The organism is Paractinoplanes ovalisporus, from assembly GCF_016834655.1.
Lineage (GTDB): Bacteria > Actinomycetota > Actinomycetes > Mycobacteriales > Micromonosporaceae > Actinoplanes > Actinoplanes ovalisporus.
On the sequence record NZ_JAENHP010000036.1, the window covers coordinates 1 to 22,915 of the forward strand.

The following is a 22,915-nucleotide window of genomic DNA, read 5'->3' on the forward strand; positions in this document are numbered from 1 at the left end:
ATCTAGCCGCGGTCGCGGCCGAACTCAACAGCCGCCCCCGCATGACCCTCGACTGGGACACCCCCGCCGAACGCCTCGCTAAACTCCTCAACACCGACCGTGTTGCAACGACCCCCTGAAACCACCCTCCCTGAGGGCATGGAAAAAATACGCGCCCGGTCCGACAGAAACGGGAGCCTGTCCACAGGTCGGCGCATGGCCGGCACGGCGTTTTCCACAGGCGCCACGCGGCGCTTTGCGCGTCTCCGCAGGTGGGGCGTGCTGCCGGCTTTCTGAGTGAGGGTGCACACGCTGCGCTCGTTGTGGGGCCACGGATAGCGTTCTCGTGGCGACAGGCGTCGGACGGAGGCACGGCATGAAGTTCGCGATCAGTTATGGCACACCGGCGTTCGGCACGGATCCGGACCGGATGATCGCGTACGCGCAACACGCTGAGAAATGCGGGTTCGAGGCGCTCTACATGCCGGAGCACGTGGTGCTCTACCCCGGGGCCGCGTTCGGGGAGATGGAGATTCCGCCGGATCTGCCCTACGTCGACCCGCTCGAGGCGCTCAGCTTTGTCGCGGCGGCCACCAGCCGGATCCTGCTCGGTACGGGCGTGGTCCTCATTCCGTACCAGCACCCGGTTGTTCTCGCCAAACGCCTGGCGACCATCGACGTGCTCTCGAAAGGACGGATGCGCCTCTTCACCGTCGGGCTGGGGACTCTTCCCGGCGAGGCGGCGGCCCTCGGGGTCGACTTCCGCTCGCGGGGGCGCCGGGCCGACGAGGCGATCGACGTCCTGCGGCTCCTCTGGTCGGGCGGGGCCGAGGGGGTGAGCTATGAGGGCGAGTTCTTCAACTTCGACAACCTGGTGAGCTTCCCGCATCCGGTGGGCGACGGCATGCCGATCCATGTGGCCGGTTCCAGCCGGGCCGCGGCCCGTCGAGCCGGTTCGCGGGGTGACGGCTTCTTTCCGGGTGGCATGTTGTCGCCCGAGGAGAGGGCGGCCCAGCTTGCTCTGGCCCGAGCTTCGGCGCTGGAGGCCGGGCGCGACCCCGACGCCCTCGAGTACACGCGCTGGGGCGGCATAACCATGTCTCCCGAGCGGGCCGCGGCGCTGGCCGAAGAAGGCGTGACCCGCGTCGTGGTGGGCGCTACCTCGGATGATCCCGCTGAACAGGAGGATCAGATGTCGGCGTTCGCCGAGCGCTTCAGCCTCGCCGCTCCCTGACCCCTCGCCGCTACCCCGGTCGGCATCCGGCCGAGACCTGTGCCGCGGGCGGTTTCGGGGTGGTCGGCGTTCGCTGTTCCCTCGGGACGGCGGTTGTTATGCCCGCGAGTGGGTGAGCCGGACTGGTCGGCGGTCGCTGCCTCTTCGGGACGGCGGCTGCCGGCCTGCGGGAGCGGGTGACTCTTGGAAGGATGAGCTGCATGAATCGTCGGTGGGTGGTGTTGGGGGTGCCTTCCAGCGCCGGTGCCCACACGCCCGGGGTTGAGCAGGGGCCGGGCGCGTTGCGTGAGGCTGGGCTGATCAACGATCTGAAGGCCGGCGGGCTCGACGTCGAGGACCGTGGGGATGTCCGCGGGTTTCGCTGGCGTCCCGACCCTGCACGGCCGAACGCTCAGAACGCGGCACCGTCGCGGCCGTGGCCGAGGATGTCGCGGTGGCGGTGCAGGGGATCCTCGACGCGGGTGGCACGCCGCTCGTTCTCGGCGGGGATTGCAGCATCACCGTCGGTGTGATGGCTGGATTCGACCGTGTCGCACGGGAACCGGCGCTGCTCTATATGGACGGTGGGCCCGATCTCTTCACCCCGGAGACACGCCCGAACGGGAACCTCGACGCTATGGGTGTGGCTCATCTGTTGCGGCTTCCGGGGCACCTGCCGGAGCTGGCCGCGATCGGCGAGCCGCTGACGCCGGCGCGAATTGTGTCCTATGGGGACGCTCTGCCCGAGGCCGGGGACGACCTCGAACGCGACCTGCTGCGCGAGCTGTCCATCTCCCGGATCGCGGCCGCCGACGTGCATCGCGATCCCCGAGCCGCCGCCGAGAGGGCGCTGGAGGCCGTCGATGGTTCCTTCGTGCTGCACTTCGACGTCGACGTGTTGCGGTTCGTCGACACGCCGATAGCCGACGTGCCCGACTCCGGTGGTGCACCGGTCGGTCTGTCCCTGCATGAGGCGATGACCAGCCTCTCCGTTTTCGCCGGCAGCCCCGCACTGGCCGCCCTCGTGATCACCGAGGTCAACCCGGATCACGCGCCCGATCGCGACGTGCTGAACGACTTCGTTACGGCCGTGGCCACCGCACTGGCCGCCCATCAATAGACGCGCGACCGGCCGCTGCGTCTCGACGTGGCGCCCCGGACTACACGCGCCGCGATTTGATCCGGGCGCAAGCGGGGCGGTCACGGTGACGAATCGTGATGGGACGAATCTGGGCGCGGGCGTTGAACGGCTCGAACGCGCCAAGCGCACGGGGCAGCCTTACCGGTCTTCGCCTTACGCGCGAGGCGATAGTGGCGCAGGGCGAGGACAACGCGAGCGGGTCAGCGCGCACGCCAGGACAAAGCGAGCGGTTCAGCGCGCAGGGCAAGGACAACGCGAGCAGCACGGTCCGTAGGGCGAAGACAACACGAGCAGTTCAGCCCGTAGAGCAGGGACAACGCGAGCGGCACGGCGCGTACGACGAAGACAACACGAGCGATTCGGCGCGTAGCGCGAGGACAACGCGAGCAGTTCAGCCGTAGAGCAAAGACAACGCGGGCGGCTCGGCGCGTACAGCGAGGACAACGCGAGCGGTTCGGCGCGTAGGACAACGCGAGCGGGTCAGCGCGTCCGATTCGCGGCTGCTGTGACCGGCAGCACAAACGGTCAACCAAGATCGTCCGAAAGTACGTATTCGCTTCTTGGTGAGGCTTATGCCCGATATGCCAGGATCTCTGGCAGAAGGCAGCAAGGCAGAAACCAACTTCGGAGGTAGATATGAAGAAGGCCCGGACGTTCACGATGCTGGCGATGGGCCTGGTCGCCGGCGCCACGATGGCTGCCGGCCCGGCGATGGCGGCGGACAGCGCCGGCACCCCGGCCGCCAAGCCGTCGACCACGACCAAGGCGCAGAAGGGCTGGGACCGCGACCGGGTCGTCGGCTACTTCCGGTCGCTGCGCGCCTGCGAGAAGGCCGGCCGCATCGGTGAGTTCACCAACCGGTGGGACGACTACGACTGCGACCGCGTGCGCTTCGGCTTCAAGCGTGGCCTGTGGGCCCTCGAGGTCCAGCGCGACTGGCGCGGTGGCGGTCACGGCCACGGCCCGTGGGGCAACGGCCACGGCGGTCACGGTGGGCACGGCGGCGGCCACGGCCACGGCCACGGCGGCCCGCGCGGCCACCGCTGAACAAGCATCGCTGAACAAAGAAGCTGAACCAGAACAAGAAATGCCGCTGAGCAGCAGGGCCCCGGCCGAGTAGTCCGGCCCGGCCACCTCGGGTCGCGGGCGCGACGGTTCCGTCCACGCCTTCGCTCCCGCACCGCTCGTTCCACCCCGGTGCTCGGGCCGCATCTCCACCGATGCGGCCCGAGCGCTATTTGTCTTCAGCGGGAACGCTCACCCGACGAGGAACAGGAAACGCGCCGGACGATCCCGGCGAGCCCGGACCAGCGACGCGCCAGACGGGCCGAGGCGAATCTCAAGAAGCCCGAGCCGGTGACACGCCAAACGGGCCAAAGCGAATCCCAAGAAGCCCGAGCCGGTGACACGCCAAACGGGCCAAAGCGAATCCCAAGAAGCCCGAGCCGGTGACACGCCAAACGGGCCAAAGCGAATCCCAGCGGGCCCTGGCCGGCGACACGAAGCGGGCAACCCAGGAAGTCCACCCCGCGCAGATCACAGCGTCGGGACAGCGGCGATCAGACGAGCGAGGTCAGGTTGATCCGCCGCCGCAAGTCACGTGCGGACGAGAGCGAGGGTAAGTCACGCCTTCTGGTCGCGCTGGCCGGACCACGCCTGCCATAAGGTCGCGTATGGGCCGGGCTCGGCCACCAGGGTCTCGTGCGGTCCGATCTGGACGATGCGGCCCCGGTCGAGAACCACCACCCGGTCCGCGGTCACGGCCTGGGTCAGGCGGTGCGCCACGATCACCGCGGTCCGGCCCTCAAGCGCCGCCGCGGCCACCCTCTCCAGCAACCGGGCACCCGCGCTGCCGGCCTCGGCCGTGGCCTCGTCCAGGATGGCGACCGGCGGGTCGGCCAGGATCAGGCGAGCGAAGGCCAACTGCTGGGCCTGCGCCGCCGTCAACGCGTGGCCGCCCGCGCCGACCTCGGTGTTCAGCCCCTCGGGGAGCTGAGACGCCCAGCCCAGCGCGTCGACCGCGGCGAGCGCCGCACGGACCTCGTCCTCCGTCGCGCCGGGCCGGGCCAGGCGCAGGTCGTCGGCCAGGGGGCCGGCGAAGACGTGGACCTCCTGGGTGATCAGGGCGACCTCCCCGGCGGGCACGTCAACCGTTCCCGCCGTGGGCTCGTGGACGCCCGCGATCACCTTGGCCAGGCTGGTCTTTCCGGCGCCGGTCGAGCCGACCACGGCCACCCGCTCGCCCCGGCGCACCGACAAGCTGACGTCGTGAAGCACCGGACGGTCGGCCTCGTAGCCGAAGGACAGGCCGGTGACTTCGACGGCGGCCGGGGAATCGGTGGTGGGGAGAACGGCCCGCGGCGGCACGGCGAGGTCGGCCACTCCGACCAGGCGGTCCAGGCCCGAGGCGGCCGCCTGGGCGTCGTCGACCAGGGCCAGGGCCGTGTTGATCGGGTTGAACAGCCCGTGGAAATACAGCGCCGCGGCGGTGGCCGTGCCGATGCTGACGGCGTCACCGCGTACGAGGAAAAAGCCTGTCGCCAGCACGGCAGCGAGCCCGGCGAACTCGGCGACGTGCAGCCGGGCGTAGAACCGGGTCTGCAGCGCGACTCCCCGCAGCAGCAGGTCGACCGCCTGCTGGGAACGGGTGGCGACACGCCCGCTGTGGTCACCGGCGATCCGGAACGTACGGATGGTGGAGGCGCCGTCGATCGTGGCCAGCAGGTGCTGCTGCTGGGCGGCCACCGCAACACGCTGCTTGGCATAGAGCGGCACGGCGCGCCGGGCGTACCAACGGACCGTGTACGCCTGCACCGGCACCGCCACCAGCGCGGCGAGCAGGAACCGCCAGTCGAGCACGGCCATGCCGCCGAGGGTCAGCACGATGGTCAGGATCGCCCGGGTGAACTCCGGCAACGCCGAGCGCGCCGCCTCGGCCACGACCGCCACGTCGTTGGTGACACGCGAGGTCAGGTCGCCCGCGCCGGCGCGTTCCACCTGTTCCAGCGGCAGCCGCAGCGCCGACTCGACGAACCGTTCGCGGATGCGGGCCAGCGTGCTCTCGCCGACCTGGGCCAGCAGGGCGATGCCGAGACCGGCCAGCGCGGCGTCGACGAGCGCCACCGCCACCAGCGCCACGCCGGTCAGCACGAACTCGCCGGTCGTGCCGGCGCCCGAGGCGAGGTCGACGATGCGGCCGAGCAGCGGGGGCGCGAGCAGTCCGGCGATCGTGCCCGCGATGAGCAGCACCACCGCCCCGGCGAGCCGTCCCCGGTCGGGCCTCAAGAAGACGAGCAGAGCGGCCCGCGTACGCGCCCCGGCCGCGATCGGAAGCAGGGTGGTCGTCATGCCAGCACCGTCTCCCGGTAGGTCTCGTCGCCCGCGGCCAGCTCACCGTGCGTCCCGTCGGCGACCACCGCACCCTCGTGCAGCATCACCACCCGGTCGGTGACCGCCAGCAGGGCGGGGCTGGTGGTGATCAGCACCGTGGTGCGGCCCTCGCGCATCGCCCGCACCCGCTGGGCGATCCGGGCCTCGGTCACCGCGTCGACGGCCGTGGTCGGGTCGTGCAGCACGAGCACCGGCGCGTCGGCGGCCAGCGCCCGGGCCAGCGCGATCCGCTGCCGTTGCCCGCCCGAGAGGGTGCGGGCGCCGTCGCCGAGCACCGAGTCGAGGCCGGCGGGCAGGTTGCGGGCCACCTCGTCGGCGTCGGCGGCGGCCATCGCGGCGTCCACCGTCGCCGGTCCGGCCCGGTCGAGCGCGACCGCCGAGCGGACCGTGCCGTCGAACAGGTCGGTGTGGTGTTCGACGGCCAGGACCGCGGCGCGCAGCTCCTCGGGCCGCAGCGACGACAACGCCACGCCGTCGAGCGAGACCGTGCCGTCGGCGGGGTCGAACGACCGGTTCAGCAGGCGGACGATCTCGGTGGCCTCGGCCGGGTCGGTGGCGACCACTCCGACGATCTCTCCGGGGGCGAGTTTCACGGCGATTTCCCGTACGCGCAATTCGATCGCCCCCCGCACCGGCGTGACCGGGGTCTGTTCTCCCCCGGCGACGGCTTCGTCGGCCGACAGCACCGCGGCGACCCGCTTGGCCGACGCGCGGCCCTGAGCCAGGTCGGCGCCCACCCAGCCGAAGGTCGACAGCGGCCCGACCAGGAACTGGGCCAGGCCGACGGACGAGATGAGCTGGCCCACGGTGATGTCGCCGCGCACCGCGAGGATGCCGCCGACCACCGCGATCACGGCCAGGAACAGCCCGCTGACGACGATGACGATTCCCTGGTACGCCGTCTCGGCGCGCGCCGCCCGCACGGTGGCGGTCAGCGCGGTGCGGCTGCGCACCCGGTAGCGCTCGACCGCGGCCTCCTCGGCCCGCAGGCCCTTGACCACGCGCAGCCCCGCGACCAGGTCGGCCGCGATGCCCGAGGCGTGGGCGCCGTGCTCCTGCTCGGTCTCGCTGCGCGCCTCCAGCGGCTTGCCGATCAGGCGGGTCAGCCACATCAGCGGCGGGAGCCCGAGCAGCACGAGCAGACCGAGCGGGATCGAGATGGACAGCAGCAGGACGGCCGAGAAGATGACGGCGATGACGGCCGCGGTGCCGTACACGATGGCGACCGCGACCGCGCCGACCCGGGCGGTGTCGCTGGTGGCGATCGAGACGAGCGCGCCGGGCAGACGACCGGTCTCGGCCCCGCCGCGGTCGTGCAGAACCCGTCGGGTCACCTGGAGACGCAGGTCGTGCGCGGCCTGTTCGGAGGCGCGTTCCCCGGTACGGGCTCCGTAGCGGAAGCTGTAGCTCAGTCCGATGTAGATGGCGCCGAGCACGCCCAGCCACAGGAACAGGTCACCGACCCCGCCGTCGACGGCCCGGTCGATGATCACGCCGATGAGGAACGGGACGGCCGCCTCCCCCGCCTGGTGGCAGGTGGCCAGGAACGTGCTGAGGACGATCAGGCGGCGCTGCCGGGTGAGGGCCTGCTTCACGCGCGGGCTGCCTCGGGCGTACGGGCGCCGCGCCGGCGGTGGCGGTCGGCCGGGACCACCATCGGGGTGCCGGTCTCGGGGTCGTCGATGACCCGGCAGGGCATCGCGAAGACGTCTTCGACCTGCTGGGCCGTCATCACCTCGGCCGGGGCGCCCTGCGCGATCACCTTGCCCGCTTTCATCACGATGAGTTCGGTCGCGTAGCGACACGCGTGGTTGAGGTCGTGCAGCACCGCGACGATCGTGCGGCCCTGTTCGTGCAGCTCGGCACAGAGGTCGAGCACCTCGAACTGGTGGGACAGGTCGAGGAAGGTGGTGGGTTCGTCGAGCAGCAGGATCGGGGTCTGCTGGGCGAGCGCCATCGCCAGCCAGACCCGCTGCCGCTGACCGCCGGAGAGCTCGTCGACGAACCGGTCGGCCAGGTCGGACACCTCGGTCAGGCGCATCGCCTCGGTGACGGCCGCCTCGTCCTCGGGCGACCACTGCTTGAGCAGCCGCTGGTGGGCGAACCGGCCGCGGGCCACCAGCTCCTCGACCACGATGCCGCCGGGCACGATCGGCGACTGCGGCAGCATGCCGAGCTGCTTGGCGACCTGTTTCGAGGGGTACGAGGCGATGGCCTGCCCGTCCAGGTAGACCGCGCCGGACTGCGGCTTGAGCACCCGCGCCAGCGATTTGAGCAACGTCGACTTGCCGCAGGCGTTAGGGCCGACGATGACGGTGAACGAGCCGTCGGCGATCTGGACGTCGAGGTGCTCGGCGACGACCCTTTTGTCGTACGCGAGGGTGACGTCCTCGGCCCGCAGACGTGCGTCGTTCATGCTCGCGCTCCTGCTTTTCGCTTCTCGCTTTCGCGGAGAGTCATGCTCGCGCTCCTCGCTTCTCGTGGAACAGCAGCCAGGTCAGGTAGACGCCACCGAGGGCCGCGGTGATCACGCCAACCGGGATGTCGTTGCCGGGCAGCGCGTTCTGGGCGGCCCAGTCGCCGGCCGAGAGCAGCGCCGCACCCATGCCCGCGGCGGGCAGAATGCCGGAGCTGGGCGAGCTGCTGAGCCGGGCGGCGAGCGGCGGGGCGGCCAGGGCCACGAAGGCGATCGGGCCGGCGGCGGCGGTGGCACCGGCCGACAGACTGACGGCGGCCAGCGCGAGGACGGCCCGGCTGCGCTCGACCGGGACGCCGTGCAGGACCGCCATCTCGTCGCCGAGCGCGAGCATTTTCAGGTGGCGTCCGTAGTGGACGACCAGCGGCACCAGCACGACGACGGTGACCGCGACGATCACGACCTCGGTCCAGCCACGGCCGTTGACACTGCCGATCAGCCAGACCTGCGCCGCGATCGCCTCGTTGAGCTGGGCCCTGTAAATCAGGTAGGAGTTCAGGGCCTCGAGCAGGGCCGAGACGCCGATGCCCATGAGCACGAGCCGGAACGGCTGGACGCCGCGGCGGAACGCGAGCAGATAGACGACGACCGCGGTGACCACGCAACCGGTGATCGCGCCCGCGCTGACCTGCAGGCCGCCGCCCCCGACGATCAGCATGACGATCAGGGCGCCGCTGGCCGCGCCGGTGGTCAGGCCGACAAAATCCGGGCTGCCGAGCGGGTTGCGGGTGAGGCTCTGGAAGACCGCGCCGCTCGCGCCCAGAGCCAGGCCGACCAGCAGCGTGACCAGCACCCGGGGCAGGCGCAGCTCATAGACGATGAAGTCGGTGCCCGCGGTCCCCTTACCGGCCAGGCTCTTGAGCACCTCGCCCACCGGCACCGGGAAGTCACCGGTCGTCAGGTTGACCAACGCCATGGTCAGGGCGATCAGGACGAGGACGACACCGACGATCAGGGCGCGGGGATACAGCCGTACGGAGAAGGCACCGGCTCGGACGACGGCGCGCTTGGCCGGCCGTTTCTCCAGGGTGGCGGTCACAGCGAACTCAGCCGTCGGCGGCGGCAGAGCGCGATGAACAGGGGCGCGCCGAGGAACGCGGTCACCACGCCGACCGGCAGCTCGGCCGGGGCGACCAGCACCCGGCCCAGAACGTCGGCGCCGAGCAGTAGGGCGGGACCGAGGATCACCGCGTAGGCCAGGATCCAGCGCTGGTCGGAACCGACGATCATGCGGGCCGCGTACGGGACGGCGAGCCCCAGGAACCAGATCGGGCCGGCCGCGGCGGTGGCGGCGCCGCAGAGCAGGGTCACCGCGAGCAGGCCGAGGGCGCGGATGCGCGCGGGACGGGCACCGAGCGACGTGGCCGACTCGTCGCCCAGGCTGAGCGCGTTGAGCTGGCGGCCCAGCACGAGCGTGAGCACGACGCCGGCGACCAGGAACGGCAGGATCTGTGTGACGGTCGCCGAGTCGCGGTCGGAGAACGAGCCCACGTCCCAGTGGCGGTAGCGGTCGAACGCCTCCCGCCGCAGCACCAGGATGGCCCAGACGATCGCGCCGAGCACCGCGGTGATCGAGACGCCGGCCAGGATCTGACGTTCCGGTGTGGGGTGCCGACCGGTGCCGCCCAGCGCGAACACGGCGGCCGAGGTCAGCGCGGCGCCGGCGAAGGCGAACCAGACGTATCCGGAGGCGGTGGTCACGCCGAGGAACGCGATCGCGACCACGACGGCGGTCGAGGCGCCGAGGTTGACGCCGAGCAGGCCTGGTTCGGCCAGCGGGTTGCGGGTCAGCGCCTGCATGACCGTGCCGGCCAGACCCAGGGCGGCGCCGACCCCGAGGCCGAGCACCGTACGCGGAAAGCGCAGGTCGTGGACGATCGCCGATTCGGCCGAGCCGTCGGGATGCCAGAGGACCCGCCACACAGTGGACAGGTCGATCGTGCGGCTGCCGATCGCGATGCTCAGGGCGAGCGCGACAAAAAGGACGGCCACGGCCACCGCGAACCCGATCCAGCGCCGCCGGGCTCGCTGCCGATGGGGACTGGCCGGGGGAGCCGTCAGCACGGCCGTCAACGTGGGCTCCGTCCTGGCTCGGGGTGTGACGTCCCGGAGTTCCGCGTTCGTCCCGGAGTTCTGCGTTCAGGCCTCGGGGTTCTCCGTTTAGGTGAGGCTAACCTACACTCGCGTCGAGGTCACCCGGCCCGAGGGTGTCTCACGTTGCAGAAAGGACCAGCCCGTGCGGCTTCCCCATATTCGGCGGATCGCGACCGTGGCCGCGGCCGGACTTCTCCTGGCGCTGACCGCGTGCGGACCGAACAGTGCGAACGACGAGCCGGCGGCCTCCGGCGCGAGCGCTTCGACGGGCGCCGACGCGTCCGCCTTCCCCGTGTCGATCACCCACAAGTTCGGCACCACCGAGATCAAGGCCGAGCCCAAGCGCGTCGTCACCGTCGGCCTGGTCGACCAGGACGCGCTGCTCGCCCTCGGTGTCGTGCCGGTCGCGACCTCCGAGTGGTTCGGCGAGAAGCCGGGTGCCATCTGGCCGTGGGCCGAGGCCGCACTCGGTTCGGCGCCCCGGCCCCAGGTCCTGACCTCCACCGACGGCATCCAGTTCGAGAAGATCGCGGCCCTCAACCCCGATCTGATCCTGGCCATGTACGCCGGGCTGAGCGACGAGGACTACGCGAAGCTGTCGAAGATGGCGCCGACCGTGACGCACACGAAGGACCAGGTCGACTATGGCATCGGCTGGCAGGAGCTGACCCGTACGGTCGGCGAGTCGGTCGGGCGCAAGGCCCAGGCCGAGAAGCTGGTGACCGACACCGAGGCCCTGTTCACGAAGGTCAAGCAGGAGCACCCCGAGTTCGCCGGCAAGACCGGGCTGATGGCCACCACGTACGAGGGTTACTGGGTCTACGGCACGCAGGACCCGCGCGGGCGCCTGCTCACCGACCTCGGCTTCACCCTGCCGGACGGCCTCGACGAGGTGACCGGCAAGGAGTTCGGCGCCAACCTGAGCAAGGAGCGCACCGACCTGCTCGACGTCGACATGCTCGTCTGGATCGTCGACAAGTACGACGCCGACAAGAAGAAGGTCGAGTCGGACCCGCTCTATTCGAAGCTGAAGGTCAAGACCGAGGCCCGCGACCTCTACGTCGAGAACCTGGAGCAGGTCGGCGCCGCGACGTCGTTCATCTCGGTGCTGAGCCTGCCCTACCTGCTCGACAAGCTGGTCCCCCAGATGGCCGCCGCCGTCGACGGCGACCCGGCCACCGCGGTGGTCCGCGCCAGCTGATCCGTCAGGGGTAATGGGGCCAGGCCGAACGGCCTGGCCCCATGTTGTCGCTTGTGGATAACTCGAAACAGCTGTGGATAACTTACGGGGCCCAGGGGGCGACGACGTTCCAGCTGCTGTCGGCGGTCAAGGTCTGGGGGCGGTTGAAGCCGGCGCCCGCGGTGCCGGCGGCGATGTAGGCCTGGGACTCGAAGTGGCGCAGGTAGTTGCCCGGCAGGTTGATCGACTCCAGGGTCACTCCGGTGCCGCCGACGCCGGGGCGGGCGCAGAACGTGGCGTCGGCCGCGAACAGCGCCGAACCGTCGTTGGCGGCCAGGCGGATACGGCTGTCGGCGTGCCGCAGGAACTGGCCCGGATAGTTCGCCGACTCCAGGGAGTAGCAGGACGAGTCGGACAACCCCCGCCGTACGGTGAAGGTCGCGTCGGCCTTGAGCAGGGCGCTGCTCCCGGCGTTGACGATCTCGGTGAAGCCCAGGCTGTCGGCGTGCCGCAGGTAGCGGTCGGTGTGACCCCACGTGGTGACCTGCAACGACCGCCGGGCGCCGACCGGCAGCTGCGCCGAACTGCGCCACAGCGCGGGGGCTGACAGGTTCCAGGTGGCGTCGGCCGCGAACCCGCTCGCGGTGTCCCAGGCGTTCGGGCCGCCGCTGCGGGCCAGATAGACCGCGTCGGCGTAGTGGCGCAGGTACGAGCCGGGGAAGTTCAGTGACTCGAACGACGTGCCGCCGACGGCCAGGCCCGGACGCTGGCACCAGGTGGCGTCGGCCGCGAACGGGCCGCCGGTGTTCGCGTCGAGCCGCACCCGGCTGTTCGCGTGGCGCAGGTAGCGGCCGGGGAAGTTGACCGACTCGAACGAGTAGCAGCGTGCGTCGGCCAGGCCGGACACCGTACGGAAGGAACCGTCCTGTCTCGCACCGTCGGCGCTCGCGCTGGTCAGGACGTCGGTGCGGGCCAGGGAATCGGCGTGGCGCAGGAACCGGTTGGTGAGGCCGGACGTGGTGACCTGGAACGAGCGGACGTGGCCCAGGGTGAGCGGCGCCGCCGAGTTGAGGTTGCGGGAGGCGTTGATCAGGTTGGCGTGGGCCGTACGGACCTGGTTGGTGTCCACCTTCTGCACGCGGCGGTCGTAGGTGAACAGCCCGTTGTACTCACCCTCGACATCGGTGATCTCCGTATAGACGTACGCGGAAACGCCCTTGGTCGTCATGAGCTGCTGCACGTCACGGACCATGCCGGTGTAACGGTCGTTGAGCTGCGCGTTGCTCGAGACCTGCTCGTAGGCGAAGAACTGGCCGTTCGGGCTGTACTCGTGGCCAGGGTTGCGCAGGCCGATGCCACCGAACTCGCCGAGCACCGACACGCGCGTGGCCGACGGGTTGGGCGCGTCCGGTCCGGTGTAGACGTGCCAGTCGATGATGTCGCCGGTGCCGGGGTCGCCCTTGGAGACGCAGCAGTTGTAGCCGCTGTGCGCGTTCATCAACCGCGTCGGGTCGTACGCCTTGAGGTCGCGGGTGATGCGCTGGGTGTCACCGAGGTTCCACTCGCCCCAGCCCTCGTTGAACGGCACGTAGGTGACGACCGACGGGAACGCCCGGTGCTCGTCGATGATCTCGCGGGCCTCGGTCTCGAACTGCGCCGTCTGGGCCGCGGTGCGGGACTGGTCGAAGGCCGGCGTTGACGGGATGTCCTGCCAGACCAGCAGGCCGAGGCGGTCGGCGTGGTAGTACCAGCGGGCGGGCTCGGTCTTGATGTGTTTGCGGACCATGTTGAAGCCCAGGTCCTTGTGCTTCTGCAGGTCGGAGGCGAGGGCGGCGTCGGTCGGGGCGGTGTAGAGACCGTCCGGCCAGTAGCCCTGGTCGAGCGTGCCGATCTGGAAGACGAACTCCCCGTTGAGGGTCGGCCGGAGCTGGCCGTTGACCATCTTGGTGCCGACCTCGCGCATGCCGAAGTAGCTCGTCACCTGATCGACCGTCTGATTGTTGTTTCTTAAGGTCACGCGCAGGTTGTAAAGGAACGGGTCGTCGGGCGACCAGCGGCGCGCGTTCGGCACGGGGACGGTGAACTCGGTGAAGCCGCCAGTGGCGCTGCCCACCACAGTGGAGCCGTTGAGGGCTTCGGCCAGGACGCTGTGCCCCGACACGTTTCCGCGGGTGAACACCCGTACGCGGGCCGTGTTGTTGGTGATGTTGGGATAGATGTCGACCGAGAAGATCGAGCTCACCGGGGTCGGCTCCAGCCAGACGGTCTGCCAGATGCCCGAGTTCGGCGTGTAGAAGATCCCCTCGGGGTTGTTGACCTGCTTGCCGACCGGCTGCTTCTCGCCGCGCCCGTCGGTCGGGTCGTAGACGCGCACGATCAGCTCATTGTTGCCACCGTTGAGCGCGTCGGTGACGTCCACCTCGAAGCGGTCGTAGCCGCCCTTGTGGGTGGTGACCTGACGGCCGTTGACCCAGACGGTGGCCTCATAGTCGACGGCGCCGAAGTGCAGCTGGACGCGGCGCCCGTTCCAGCCGGCCGGGACGGTGAAGGTGCGGCGGTAGAACATCAGGTCACGCTGGTCGTTGCGCATGATCCCGGAGAGCGCCGACTCGACCGGGTACGGCACGAGGATGCGCTCGGGCAACGTCTGCCCCACCGGCGGCGCGGCGTTGCGGTTGACGTCGGTGGGGTTGAGGAACTCCCACTCGCCGTTCAGGGACTGCCAGTCGGGGCGGGTCATCTGGGGGCGGGGATATTCGGGGAGCGGGTTGGTGGTGGACACCTGGCTGGTCCACGGCGTGGTCAGGGGCGGGGTCTTGGGGACGATGGCGGCGTTCGCGGGGGACGCGACGCCGACGAGGGAAGAGGCCGCCAGGGCGAGCACGGCCAGCAGGGAGGGGACGCGGTGGCGCATCGATCTCCTTGAGGCTCGAACGGGATGTGAACGCATCTACACATCGATGAACTTCTTGTGTCAAGAAGTTTCGAAGAAACGCACACGTTCCTTGCCCATCCACACAGCAAAAAGGACGCCCCTCGGGAGGAGCGCCCTTTTATGAAGGAGAAGGTCAGTCCTTGAGGAGCTGGCGGGCCATGACGACGCGCTGCACCTGGTTGGTGCCCTCGTAGATCTGGGTGATTTTGGCGTCGCGCATCATGCGCTCGACCGGGTAGTCGCGGGTGTAGCCGTAACCGCCGAGCAGCTGGACCGCGTCGGTGGTGATCTCCATGGCGGCGTCGGAGGCGAAGCACTTCGCGGCCGCGCCGAAGTAGGTCAGGTCGGCGTCGCCGCGCTCGCTCTTGCCGGCGGCCACGTAGGTGAGCTGGCGGGCGGCCTCGAGCTTCATGCCCATGTCGGCGATCATGAACTGGACGCCCTGGAAGTCGGCGACCGGCTTGCCGAACTGCTTGCGCTCCTTGACGTAGTTCTTCGCGAAGTCGAGCGCACCCTGGGCGATGCCGAGGGCCTGGGCGGCGATCGTCACGCGCGTGTGGTCGAGGGTCTTCATCGCGGTCGCGAAGCCGGTGCCCTCGTCGCCGATCATGCGGTCGGCCGGGATGCGTACGTTGTCGAAGTAGACCTCGCGGGTGGGCGAGCCCTTGATGCCGAGCTTCTTCTCCGGCGCCCCGAAGCTGACCCCCTCGTCCGACTTCTCCACGACGAAGGCCGAGATGCCCTTCGAGCGCTTCGACGGGTCGGTCACCGCGAAGACCGTGTAGAACTCGGACACGCCCGCGTTCGTGATCCAGCGCTTCACGCCGTTCAGAACCCAGAAGTCCCCATCACGTACGGCCCGGGTCGTCATCGACGCCGCGTCCGAGCCGGCCTCGGGCTCCGACAGGCAGTACGAGAACATCGCCTCACCCGACGCGACCTTGGGCAGGTACTTCTGCTTGAGCTCTTCCGAGGCGGCGATGAGCAGCGGCATCGTGCCCAGCTTGTTGACCGCGGGGATCAGCGACGACGACCCGCAGGCCCGCGCCACCTCCTCGATCACGATGGCCGTGGCCAGGGCGTCCGCGCCGGCGCCGCCGTACTCGACGGGGATGTGCGGGGCGTGGAAGTCGCTGGAGCGCAGTGCGTCGTACGACGCCTTGGGGAACTCACCGGTCTCGTCGGCCTCGGCGGCGTTCGGCGCCACCCGCGCGTCACAGACCTCGCGCACCGCGGCGCGGATGGTCTCGTGGTCCTCCGGCAGCTGGTAGACGTCGAACTCACTCATGGCCTGGCCCCTTCGCTTCAAGCAGTCTGCCGCTATGTTACTGGCGCGTAGCGTACGCCCACCAGACATGGAGTCGTTAAGTCAGGCGTGATGCGTTTGTCATTCCTGGGCACCGGTTACCTCGGTGCCACCTACGCCGCCTGTTTCGCCGAGCTCGGCTACGAGGTGCTCGGTTACGACGTCGACGACGCGAAGATATCCAAGCTGGCGGCCGGGCAGGCCCCGTTCCACGAGCCCGGCCTCGACGACCTGCTGCGCCGCGGCCTCGCCTCCGGCCGGCTGCGCTTCGGCACCTCGATGGCCGAGGTGGCCGACTTCGCCGACGTCCACTTCATCTGCGTCGGCACCCCGCAACGCCCGGACGGCATGGGAGCCGATCTCACGTACGTCGAAAGCGTCGTCACCACCCTCGCGCCCCTACTGACCCGCCGCGCCCTGATCGTGGGCAAGTCGACCGTCCCGGTGGGCACCGCGGCCTGGGTCGAGCAGCTGGTCGCCAAGCACGCCGACCCCGGCCTCCAGGTCGAGGTGGCCTGGTCGCCCGAGTTCCTGCAGGAGGGGTACGCGGTCGAGGACGTGCTGCGGCCCAACCGGATCGTCGCCGGGGTGCGCTCGGAGTGGGCCCGCGACCGGCTGCACGCCGCCCACAAGGGCGTGTTCGACCTGGCCGCGACCGAGGACCGCGACGTGCCGGTGGTGGTCACCGACTTCGCCACGGCCGAGCTGGTCAAGGTCGCGGCGAACGCGTTCCTGGCCACGAAGATCAGCTTCATCAACGCGATGGCCGAGGTCTGCGAGGTCGCCGGGGGCGATGTGACGCTGCTGGCCCGCGCGATCGGCTACGACCCGCGGATCGGCAACCGGTTCCTACAGGCCGGGCTGGGTTTCGGGGGTGGTTGCCTGCCCAAGGACATCCGCGCGTTCCAGGCCCGGGCGCAGGAGCTGGGGGCGGGCGAGGCGCTGCGCTTCCTGCACGAGGTCGACCTGATCAACACGCGGCGGCGCGGGCGGGCTCTCACGCTGGCCGCCGAGCTGCTGAACAGACCGGTCGGTCCGGCCGGTCCCGACCTCTCCGGGACCCGCATCGCGGTTCTGGGCGCCACGTTCAAGCCCAATTCCGATGACGTACGCGATGCGCCCAGTCTCGCCGTCGCGTCCGCCCTGGCCGCCGCCGGTGCCGCGGTCACCGTCTACGACCCGCAGGGCATCCCTAACGCCCGTGAGGTGCAGCCCTCCCTGACGTACGCACCGACGCTGACCGACGCCGTGACGGACGTCTCTCTCGTGGTTGTCGCGACCGAGTGGGCCGAGTTCCGCAACGCCGACCCCGTGCTCGTCGGCGATCTGGTCGCCGAACGCAAGGTCATCGACGGGCGGAACTGCCTGGACCCGGGCCAGTGGGCACGGGCCGGATGGACCTATCGAGGGATGGGCCGTCCACCGGCATGAGCGCCGATGTCGCCCTCTGCGCGTTTTCTATAGATGTCGACCGCCGTGAGCCTGTTCTAATGAGGTGTCGTACCGGCATGCTCTAGTGAGACGGGGTGGCCGGCAGGTCGAGGAGGTTCCGTGGCGCAGGCTGAACAGCCCGACGGCTACGACGATGAGCTGGCCCGCATCGAAGCCTCGATCGCGGATCTGAAGATCCGTGACATGGCCGCGGCGAAGGAGCGCACCCAGATCGCCGCCAAGATCCAGGCGGCGCAGTTTCAGCGCGACATCCTCTCCCATGCCAACCAGCAGAAAAAGGCCGCCAAGACCGCCAAGACCCGCCGCGTACGCCGTCGCGGGCCCGACGAGTTCCCGCCGCCGCCCCCGCCCACGGGTGCCCCCTCCGAGGAACCGCCGCCACCCCCGCGCAGCGGCACACGACGGGCCGGCGATCAACCGCCCCCGCCGCCCAACTGGTCACCGCCGGGCGCGGCGCACACCGGCCCGCCCGGGGTGGCCACCGACGGCGTGACCATGCTGGTCGACGACCCGCCGCCGACCGAGCGGGTCGCCCCGCCGCCGCGCCGTTCGGCCGGCTTCACGGGCGCCGAGCACCACCCGCCCGAGGCCTCCTCGCAGTCGGTGCAGAACATTCTGCTCGCCCTCGGCGCGCTGCTCATCGGCGTGGCCGCGGTCGTGTTCGCCGGGGTGGCGGTCAGCAACCCGTTCGCCCGGGCCTTCATCCTGGCCCTGGCGACGGCGATCGCCCTGTTCGCGGCTCCGGGCATCGCCCGCCGGGGCCTGAGCTCGACCGGTGAGACGGTCGCCTGGGTCGGCCTCGTCCTGCTGCCGCTCACCCTGTTCGCGCTGCACGGCAGCACGCTGACCGGGGGCGAGAGCGTCCCCGTCCCGCTCTATCTGGGCATCACGTTCGCCATCACGGCCGTCGCGGCTTTCCTGTACGCCGGGATCACCCGTCTCGCCGCGCCCCGCTACGCGACCGTCGTGGCCGTCCAGCCGGTGCCGCTGCTGCTGGCCGACCCGATGATCCAGAGTCCGGCCGGCTGGGGCATGGCCCTGACCGTGGTCGCCGTGCTCGACCTGCTGCTGCTCACCACCGTGATCCGCAAGGGCCGGCTGCTCCCCCGCTGGCCGTGGGGCCGGCCGGTGCCCGCCGACCGCAAGCCGCAAGACCCGGCACCGGTCGCCGAAGACGCCCCGGAACGTCCTGAGTCGGCGGCCGAAGAGCCCGACCTGGTCATCCCCGGCATGTCGGGGGCCCGCCGGCCCGGCAGCTGGCTGCGCTCGCGCATCTTCCCCGGCCCGCGCCCCGGTGACGCCCCGCCCGCCGGGTCGGTGCCGGTCGCCCTGCCCGCCACGCCACCGTCGGCCGACTGGCTCCGCGAGCTGACGTTCGCGCTGCTCTGCGTGGCCGGCGCGGGCGCCCTGCTCTATTCCTCGGTGGCGCTGCTGCAGGCCCAGGTGCTGCCCGACGCGCTGCGCTCCGGCCTCGTCCTGGTGCTGGCCGCGCTCATCGCCGGCACCGCGGCCTACCTGCTCGACAACCAGACCGCCCGCAACATCGCCGGCGGCGTCCTGGCGCTGGCCGTGATCGGCGCGACCGCCCGCATCGCCGACGTCGTCTCGCCGCACTGGACGCTGGCCGTCGCCGCGGCCGCCATCGCCGTCACCGGCGCCGTGGTCACGCTGGTCCCGCTCGAGGTGCGCCGCGGCCCGCAGATCGCCTCGGCGGTCGCGCTCGCCATCATCGGCGTGATCCTGGTGATCAACTGCCTGCGCGCCGCGCTGGCGCCGCTCGGGGCGGCCCGCCCGGTGTGGCACGCCGACATGGCGAACTACGCGCAGCGCATGTCCGAGGCGGCCGGTGACCTGGGCTGGCTGCTGGCGTTCAGCGCGCTGCTGGTCACCATCGCCGCCGCCCTGGCCCTGCCGCCCAGCCTGCGGCACGAGGGCGCGGTCGCCGGCATCGCCCTGACCGCCCTGGCCCTGCCCGCCTCGCTCGGCCTGAACTGGTCCGAGGCGCCGTGGCCGCTGGTCATCGCCGCCGTCGGCCTGGGCGCGGCCGGCCTGGCCGCCACCACCCGGCGCATCGCGATCGTGCACGTGGCCGCGGCCGGCGTGGTCGGTTTCTTCGGGGCCGGGGCCGCCCTGGGCGCAGCCTGGCTGACCGCCGCCGTGCTCACCGCGCTGGCCGGTGCCGGTGTGATGATCGCCGTGGCGGCCCGGCAGATCCCGATCCGGCTCTACGCCTGGCTGGTCGGCGACTGGGCGTCCGGCGCGGCCGCGCTGGCCCTGCCCGGCGCCGTGGTCACCGCCGCGCTCGCCGTGGCCGACCGCGGTGACGGTCCGCCGCCCACCGAGGCGGTCACCGTGCCCGCGCTCGCCGTCGGCTTCCTGGCCGTAGCGGCCACCCTCAGCTATGCGGCCGTCTTCCAGGTGGCCCGCCGCGACATCAGCCTGCCGCTGACCGTCGGCACCGGCCTGGGCGCGATCGCGCTGGCCCTGGCCGCCCTGCTCGCGCCCGGCGCCACCGCGCCCGACGTCTGGGTCGGCGCGCTGCTGCTGGTCGCGGCCGGCCTGCTGTTCTTCTCCAAGTCGATCGACAGCGGGCGGCGCAGCGATCGGGTGCTCGACGGCCCCGACATCGCCGCCGCGGCCGCCACCGTCGCGATCTGCGGAGCGCTGGCCCGGGTGTTCGCGCTCGCCTTCCCCGCGGCGCCGCTCGCCGTCGCGGGCGTGGTGGTGCTGATCGTGGCCCTGGGCGTGGCCGTGCTGCCCGAAGACTGGAGCCGGGGCCCCAACCGCGGGCTGGCCGTCGCCGGTGCGGTGGTCGGCGCGATCGCCGGCTATCTGGCACTGGCCGGGGCCGTCCGCATGCTCTCGGTCCCGGCCGAACTCTGGTCGGCCGACCTGACCGACATCCCGAAACCCGGCGCCGGAGCCTGGCAGGCACCGTTCGCCCTGGTCGCCATCGCGATCGCCGCCGCCATCGCCGCGCCCCGCCCGTGGTCGCACCTGTTCTCGGCGATCGCCGGGGCGCTGGCCGCGATCGGTGCCCCGTTCGCGCTCGGGCTGCCCTGGTGGTCGCCGCTGCTCGTCGGCGGGGCGGTCGCGGTGGCGTACGCGATGGCCTCGATCGCCACCATCGACCCGATCGCCGCCCTGTGCCGCGCCGGGGCGGCCGCCGTCGTGCTGCTGCACGCCGTCGTCTCGTCGCTCGCCCGCCCCTGGTCGACCGCGCTGTGTTTGCTGCTCGTGGTGATGATCGGCGCCCTGACCGCGGTGATGGCCCGCACACGGGTCGCCACCATCGAAGACCCGCCGCCCGGCACCCCGCTGCCGCCCCCCGGCCGGTTCTGGTCGCCGTCCACGGTCACCGAGGCCGACCTGGCCCGCGACGACACCGGCATGCCCCGGCACCGCGCCCAGATCGGCGGCGCCGCCACCGGCGCGATCATGCTGGCGCTGCCCGGCGTGCTGGCCTCGGTCGGCGCCGACCAGGGCCACGGCGCGCTGGTCGTGCTGACCGCCGCGCTGGCCGGGTCCAGCCTCAGCCTGGCCCTGCTCGCGCTGGCCGGCCGCTACATCCCGCAGTTCCTGCCGTGGTCGACGGTCGGGCTGGTGCTGGGCGCGACGATCACCGCGTTCGCGTCGATCCCGACCCCGCACCCGACGGCGCTCTACGCGGCCGCGGCGGCCCTGCTCGGGGTGATGGCCGAACTGTTGCGCGGCTCGATCCCGGCGCCCGGCCTCACGCTGGCCCGCGAGGGTGCCTTCTCCGGCACGAGTTTCCGGGCCCGCCGCTGGACTTCGGCCCGCCCGCTCGGCCTGACCGGCCGCTGGCTGGTCGACCCGGCCACCAGCGCGATCGTCCTGGCCCTGGTGCCCACGATCCTGGCCATCTTCTCGATCGCGCCCGCGCTGCGGGCCGCCCTGATCGACCCGTTGGGCCAGATGCGGCACATCTGGGACGGTCCGATCCCCGCGCTCTCGGCCCCCTCTTCGGGCTACGTCGACGGCACCAGCGTGCTGGCGATCGTGCTGCTCACCGGCGCCGCCGCGCTGGCCGCGATCGGCTTCGGCGGGCGCGCCTCCGAAGCCGTGCCGGTGATCCTGCCCGGCCTGGCCATCACCATCCTGATCACCCCGATCGCGCTGCACGCGCCGTACCCCACGGCCACCACCGCGGCCCTGGTCGTCTTCACCATCGCGATGCTCGGGCTGGCACTGACCCCGCCGCCCGCCGGCCGCCGCTCGTCCCTGCTCGGCACGGTCCGCACGATCGTCTTCGTGATCGGCCTGCTGGCCGGCAATGCGGGCCTGGCCGGCAGCCTCGCCCAGCAGCGGCTCACCCTGTTCACGCTGGGCAGCGCCATCTTCGTCGGCCTGGCCGCCGCACTGGCCGGCCGCAGCCGCAGCGCCCGCGTGCTGGGCTGGATCTTCGCCGCCGTGATGGGCCAGTTCTTCGTGCTGACGGCCGCGATCGCCGCCGGGGTGGAACGCCCGTGGGCCGCGTTCGGTGTGCTGGCCGTCGGCGCCGCGCTGCTGATCCTCGAGGCGACGGTCCCGCGGCTCGGCCTCCCGCAATACAAGACCGAGGCCACGACGATCGAGTGGAGCGGCTACGCGTCCGCGGTGATCGCCGGCGTGATGGCCTTCGACTCCCCCGCACACCTGGCCGCGATGCTGGCGGCTTGGGGCGCGGTGCTCGGCTTGGCCGCGGCTCGCGTGGGCCGCCCGCCCAACCAGCGGCGCGCCCTGTTCTGGACCGCGGTCGGCTTCGAGGTGGTCGGCTGGTGGCTGTTCATCGCGCTGGCCGACGTAGCGCTCCCCGAGGCCTACACGCTGCCGTTCGCCGCGCTGGCCCTGCTGGTCGGCGTGGTCGAGTCGCGCGACCGCCCCGAGCTGAGCAGCTGGGTGGCCTACGGCCCGGCGTTGCTGGCCGCGTTCGTCCCCACCATCGGCATCGTGCTGGCCGGCGACGGCGGCGAGCTGCGCGAGGTCCTGCTCCTCCTGGGCGCGGTGGCCACCCTGATCGTCGGTTCCCGCAACCGCCAACAAGCCCCCGTGGTGGTGGGCGCCGCCGCCACCACGTTCGCGGCGATCCATTTCGCGGTCACGCTGGTCGGCCCGTGGCTGGTCCTGGTGCCGCTGGGCGTGATCCTGCTCTGGGTCGGCGCCACCAACGAAAACCGTCGCCGCACACGCGAAGGCTTGCGCGGCGCCCTGGTCCGCATGCGTTAACCCTTCCCTTCCCCGCGTACGCATCGAGTCGTCCACACTTGCCGCGCCAGCCCTTCCCACGCGTGCGCCCGACGTGGCCCACTACGGCGACGCAACCGTTCCCACACGTACGCCCGACGCGGCCCACAACAGCGACGCGGGCGTTCCCACACGTACGCCCGGCGCGGTCCACGACGGTGATGGTTCAGCCAATCCGCCCGCGCGTCGGGAGTGGCGTCCCCGCGACAGCGAAGCCATTAATCACCACGCCCGCGGACCGGGTCAGGCTGCCGCGACGAACACAGCGGACCAACAGGTCGAGTTCGGTTTCCGGGGCGGCCGGGCCGTACATGTCGTAGAAGACACCCCCAACGCAGCGCGGCCCCGCCCCACGCGTGCTGGTCTGATGTGCCTGACGCTCTTGAGGCGTGCCCCCGAGCCGCACACCTCCACGCCCCCTTCTTGGCTGTGGTGCCGACGCTCCATTCCCCTATCTTCGGCTCACGCCTCCGCCTGCTGCAGGCCCGTCAGCTCTCCTGTGGAC

13 protein-coding genes are annotated in these 22,915 nt (G+C 71.4%); 6 read left to right on the forward strand and 7 right to left on the reverse strand.

Annotation, left to right across the window (positions count from 1 at the left end; genetic code table 11):
* The first annotated feature begins 355 nt into the window (after window positions 1-355).
* From JIG36_RS48870 to JIG36_RS48880, 3 genes are all read left to right on the forward strand, one after another.
* Window positions 356-1,213, forward strand: coding sequence for a TIGR03619 family F420-dependent LLM class oxidoreductase (locus tag JIG36_RS48870; RefSeq protein WP_203383793.1), 858 nt, complete (start codon window positions 356-358; stop codon window positions 1,211-1,213).
* Window positions 1,214-1,628: 415 nt separating this feature from the next.
* The gene (locus JIG36_RS48875; RefSeq protein ID WP_307873225.1) at window positions 1,629-2,312 is read left to right on the forward strand and encodes an arginase family protein; all 684 of its coding nucleotides are present in this window, start codon (window positions 1,629-1,631) and stop codon (window positions 2,310-2,312) included.
* A 657-nt stretch (window positions 2,313-2,969) separates the two neighbouring features.
* On the forward strand, window positions 2,970-3,380 hold the full coding sequence (locus JIG36_RS48880; protein ID WP_203383794.1) for a hypothetical protein: 411 nt from the start codon (window positions 2,970-2,972) through the stop codon (window positions 3,378-3,380).
* A gap of 576 nt (window positions 3,381-3,956) precedes the next feature.
* On the opposite strand, the gene JIG36_RS48885 is transcribed toward JIG36_RS48880, so the two are convergent.
* The 5 genes from JIG36_RS48885 to JIG36_RS48905 are packed head-to-tail and all read right to left on the reverse strand — an operon-like array spanning window position 3,957 to window position 10,272.
* On the reverse strand, window positions 3,957-5,681 hold the full coding sequence (locus JIG36_RS48885) for an ABC transporter ATP-binding protein (RefSeq protein ID WP_203383795.1): 1,725 nt from the start codon (window positions 5,679-5,681) through the stop codon (window positions 3,957-3,959).
* The gene (locus tag JIG36_RS48890; RefSeq protein WP_203383796.1) at window positions 5,678-7,318 is read right to left on the reverse strand and encodes an ABC transporter ATP-binding protein; all 1,641 of its coding nucleotides are present in this window, start codon (window positions 7,316-7,318) and stop codon (window positions 5,678-5,680) included. Before JIG36_RS48890 ends, JIG36_RS48885 begins: the two co-directional genes overlap by 4 nt.
* Complete coding sequence (locus JIG36_RS48895) at window positions 7,315-8,139, reverse strand: ABC transporter ATP-binding protein (RefSeq protein WP_203383797.1); 825 nt, start codon at window positions 8,137-8,139, stop codon at window positions 7,315-7,317. Before JIG36_RS48895 ends, JIG36_RS48890 begins: the two co-directional genes overlap by 4 nt.
* Window positions 8,140-8,179: 40 nt before the next feature.
* The gene (locus JIG36_RS48900; protein WP_307873226.1) at window positions 8,180-9,238 is read right to left on the reverse strand and encodes a FecCD family ABC transporter permease; all 1,059 of its coding nucleotides are present in this window, start codon (window positions 9,236-9,238) and stop codon (window positions 8,180-8,182) included.
* Window positions 9,235-10,272, reverse strand: coding sequence for a FecCD family ABC transporter permease (locus JIG36_RS48905; protein WP_203383798.1), 1,038 nt, complete (start codon window positions 10,270-10,272; stop codon window positions 9,235-9,237). The genes JIG36_RS48900 and JIG36_RS48905 overlap by 4 nt, the downstream gene beginning before the upstream one ends.
* Window positions 10,273-10,435: 163 nt before the next feature.
* On the opposite strand from JIG36_RS48905, the gene JIG36_RS48910 reads away from it, so the two are divergent.
* Window positions 10,436-11,494: an iron-siderophore ABC transporter substrate-binding protein gene (locus JIG36_RS48910; RefSeq protein ID WP_203383799.1), complete on the forward strand. Its 1,059-nt coding sequence runs from the start codon at window positions 10,436-10,438 to the stop codon at window positions 11,492-11,494.
* Window positions 11,495-11,576: 82 nt separating this feature from the next.
* On the opposite strand, the gene JIG36_RS48915 is transcribed toward JIG36_RS48910, so the two are convergent.
* Window positions 11,577-14,387: an AbfB domain-containing protein gene (locus JIG36_RS48915; protein ID WP_236049969.1), complete on the reverse strand. Its 2,811-nt coding sequence runs from the start codon at window positions 14,385-14,387 to the stop codon at window positions 11,577-11,579.
* Window positions 14,388-14,541: 154 nt separating this feature from the next.
* Window positions 14,542-15,696 carry an acyl-CoA dehydrogenase family protein gene (locus JIG36_RS48920; protein WP_203383800.1) on the reverse strand — a complete coding sequence of 385 codons (1,155 nt, stop codon included), beginning with the start codon at window positions 15,694-15,696 and terminating at the stop codon, window positions 14,542-14,544.
* A 90-nt stretch (window positions 15,697-15,786) separates the two neighbouring features.
* On the opposite strand from JIG36_RS48920, the gene JIG36_RS48925 reads away from it, so the two are divergent.
* Window positions 15,787-17,145 carry a UDP-glucose dehydrogenase family protein gene (locus JIG36_RS48925; protein ID WP_203383801.1) on the forward strand — a complete coding sequence of 453 codons (1,359 nt, stop codon included), beginning with the start codon at window positions 15,787-15,789 and terminating at the stop codon, window positions 17,143-17,145.
* A gap of 120 nt (window positions 17,146-17,265) precedes the next feature.
* Window positions 17,266-22,392 (forward strand): SCO7613 C-terminal domain-containing membrane protein, encoded by a 5,127-nt coding sequence (locus JIG36_RS48930; RefSeq protein ID WP_203383802.1) that lies wholly within the window; start codon window positions 17,266-17,268, stop codon window positions 22,390-22,392.
* Window positions 22,393-22,915: the final 523 nt, after the last annotated feature.

What these genes read in the sequence shown, in the direction of transcription:
- JIG36_RS48870 (WP_203383793.1), top strand. Translation starts at nt 356, where the DNA reads ATGAAGTTCGCGATCAGTTATGGCACACCGGCGTTCGGCACGGATCCG.
- JIG36_RS48880 (WP_203383794.1), top strand. Translation starts at nt 2,970, where the DNA reads ATGAAGAAGGCCCGGACGTTCACGATGCTGGCGATGGGCCTGGTCGCC.
- JIG36_RS48885 (WP_203383795.1), bottom strand. Translation starts at nt 5,681, where the DNA reads ATGACGACCACCCTGCTTCCGATCGCGGCCGGGGCGCGTACGCGGGCC.
- JIG36_RS48895 (WP_203383797.1), bottom strand. Translation starts at nt 8,139, where the DNA reads ATGAACGACGCACGTCTGCGGGCCGAGGACGTCACCCTCGCGTACGAC.
- JIG36_RS48915 (WP_236049969.1), bottom strand. Translation starts at nt 14,387, where the DNA reads ATGCGCCACCGCGTCCCCTCCCTGCTGGCCGTGCTCGCCCTGGCGGCC.
- JIG36_RS48920 (WP_203383800.1), bottom strand. Translation starts at nt 15,696, where the DNA reads ATGAGTGAGTTCGACGTCTACCAGCTGCCGGAGGACCACGAGACCATC.
- JIG36_RS48925 (WP_203383801.1), top strand. Translation starts at nt 15,787, where the DNA reads ATGCGTTTGTCATTCCTGGGCACCGGTTACCTCGGTGCCACCTACGCC.